3 protein-coding genes are annotated in these 1,621 nt (G+C 37.1%); 2 read left to right on the top strand and 1 reads right to left on the bottom strand.

Features of this window, described 5'->3' with window-relative positions; translation table 11 throughout:
- Together AC1DRF_RS26905 and AC1DRF_RS26900 are read left to right on the top strand one after the other, a co-directional pair.
- The coding region (locus AC1DRF_RS26905; RefSeq protein ID WP_477742179.1) for a hypothetical protein at nucleotides 1–194 on the top strand (194 nt) is incomplete at its 5' end.
- 142 nt (nucleotides 195–336) lie between these two features.
- Entirely contained in the window at nucleotides 337–1,119 is a 783-nt protein-coding gene (locus tag AC1DRF_RS26900; protein WP_097823991.1) for a Cof-type HAD-IIB family hydrolase, read from the top strand.
- Between the two features lie 28 nt (nucleotides 1,120–1,147).
- Here AC1DRF_RS26900 and def read toward each other — a convergent pair.
- Nucleotides 1,148–1,621, bottom strand: a 474-nt coding sequence (gene def, locus AC1DRF_RS26895; RefSeq protein ID WP_477742178.1) for a peptide deformylase, incomplete at its 5' end; no start/stop codon positions are given.

The following is a 1,621-nucleotide window of genomic DNA, read 5'->3' as shown; positions in this document are numbered from 1 at the left end:
TGTACGATGCAGACACACACTCTGCAAATTTTACAACAGAAAGCCCTAAAAAAATCGATTATGCCATCGTTTTTTTACGCAATAATTCATTCCAGCGTTTTAGCAGCCTTTTTCGAAAATCTTTTAACATGATTTTTCAGCTCCTTTGTTTTTTGCAATACCTGCCTGTCTCTCTCTGTACTTTTATTATATGATGAAAAGGGAGAGGTTTCTCGTGGTTAAATATGGAAATAATGTAAATGGGACCGCCCATTTATAGAGAAACCAGCGCTTGTTTGATATAATTGGAAAGGCTTAACAAAGAGATAAAAAATTATAAAAAATAAGGTGATAAACGTGGAACAAAAGATTATTTTTTTTGATATTGATGGAACGTTATTGGATCATGATAAAAAACTGCCTGCTTCTACAAAAAAAGCTGTCCAGCTGTTAAAAGAGCAGGGGCATGAAGTGGCAATTGCAACTGGAAGGGCTCCTTTCATGTTTAAAGATCTGCGTGAAGAGTTGGATATTCAAACATATATTAGCTTTAATGGTCAGTATATTGTTTTAAATGGAGAAGTTCTTTACAAAAACCCGTTAAATAAAGAAGAGCTTCAAGATTTAACAGCTTTTGCTGTTGAGCATGATCACCCTGTCGTATACATGGATCATGAAGATATGAAATCAAACATTGAGTTTCATGACTATATCGAATCCAGCATCAGCACGCTGAAAATTGGATTTACCCACCCTCACCACGATCCTACTTATTTCAAAGGGCGTGAAATTTATCAATCCCTCTTATTCTGTACAGCGGGAGAAGAAGCTCCTTATGAAGAAAAATTTAAGAAATTTGACTTTATTCGCTGGCATGAATTTTCAACTGATGTTTTGCCAAAAGGTGGATCAAAAGCGCGAGGAATTGAGACCATGATTGAAAAGCTTGGCTTTGACAAAAAAGATGTATATGCATTCGGAGACGGCTTAAACGATATCGAAATGCTGGAATTTGTGGGAAATGGCGTAGCGATGGGAAATGCGGAAGAAGTCGTGAAAGAAGTTGCTAATCTTGTTACAAAAGATGTAGCAGAAGATGGTATTCTCCACGGATTAGAGCTAGTAGGATTATTAAAGTAAGAAAAACGCGAGCTCTAGCTCGCGTTTTTCAGCGTTCATATGGAAAAGCATTTTCAGGTTCTTGAAATGGATTTTCTTTATTAATGTAATCATAAAACATAATTCCGTCTAAATGATCAATTTCGTGCTGAAAGACAACAGCAGGAAGACCTTTCAAACGAATTTTCACTTCTTCGCCTTCAAGCGTTGTGCCTTTTACTGTGATACGTGCATATCGAGGAACAAATCCTGGGATATCTTGATCGACAGACAAGCAGCCTTCACCGCCTGTAAGGTAGGTCTTTTCAACTGAGTGGCTAATGATCTTAGGGTTAAATAATGCATAGCTGTATAGCTTGCCTTTTTCATCCGTAACGTGTACCCCAATCATTCGTTTTGATACATTAATTTGAGGAGCGGCAAGCCCGATACCAGATCGCAGTCCATATTTAGCAGCAATTTCAGGATCTTGGCTGTTTTTTACATATTCTAATAAGCTATGTAAAATCTTTTTGTCTTCTTC

The organism is Priestia sp. P5_B4, from assembly GCF_056400385.1.
Note: the sequence above shows the minus strand (reverse complement) of the source record. Positions and strands in the feature narration are given on the sequence as shown.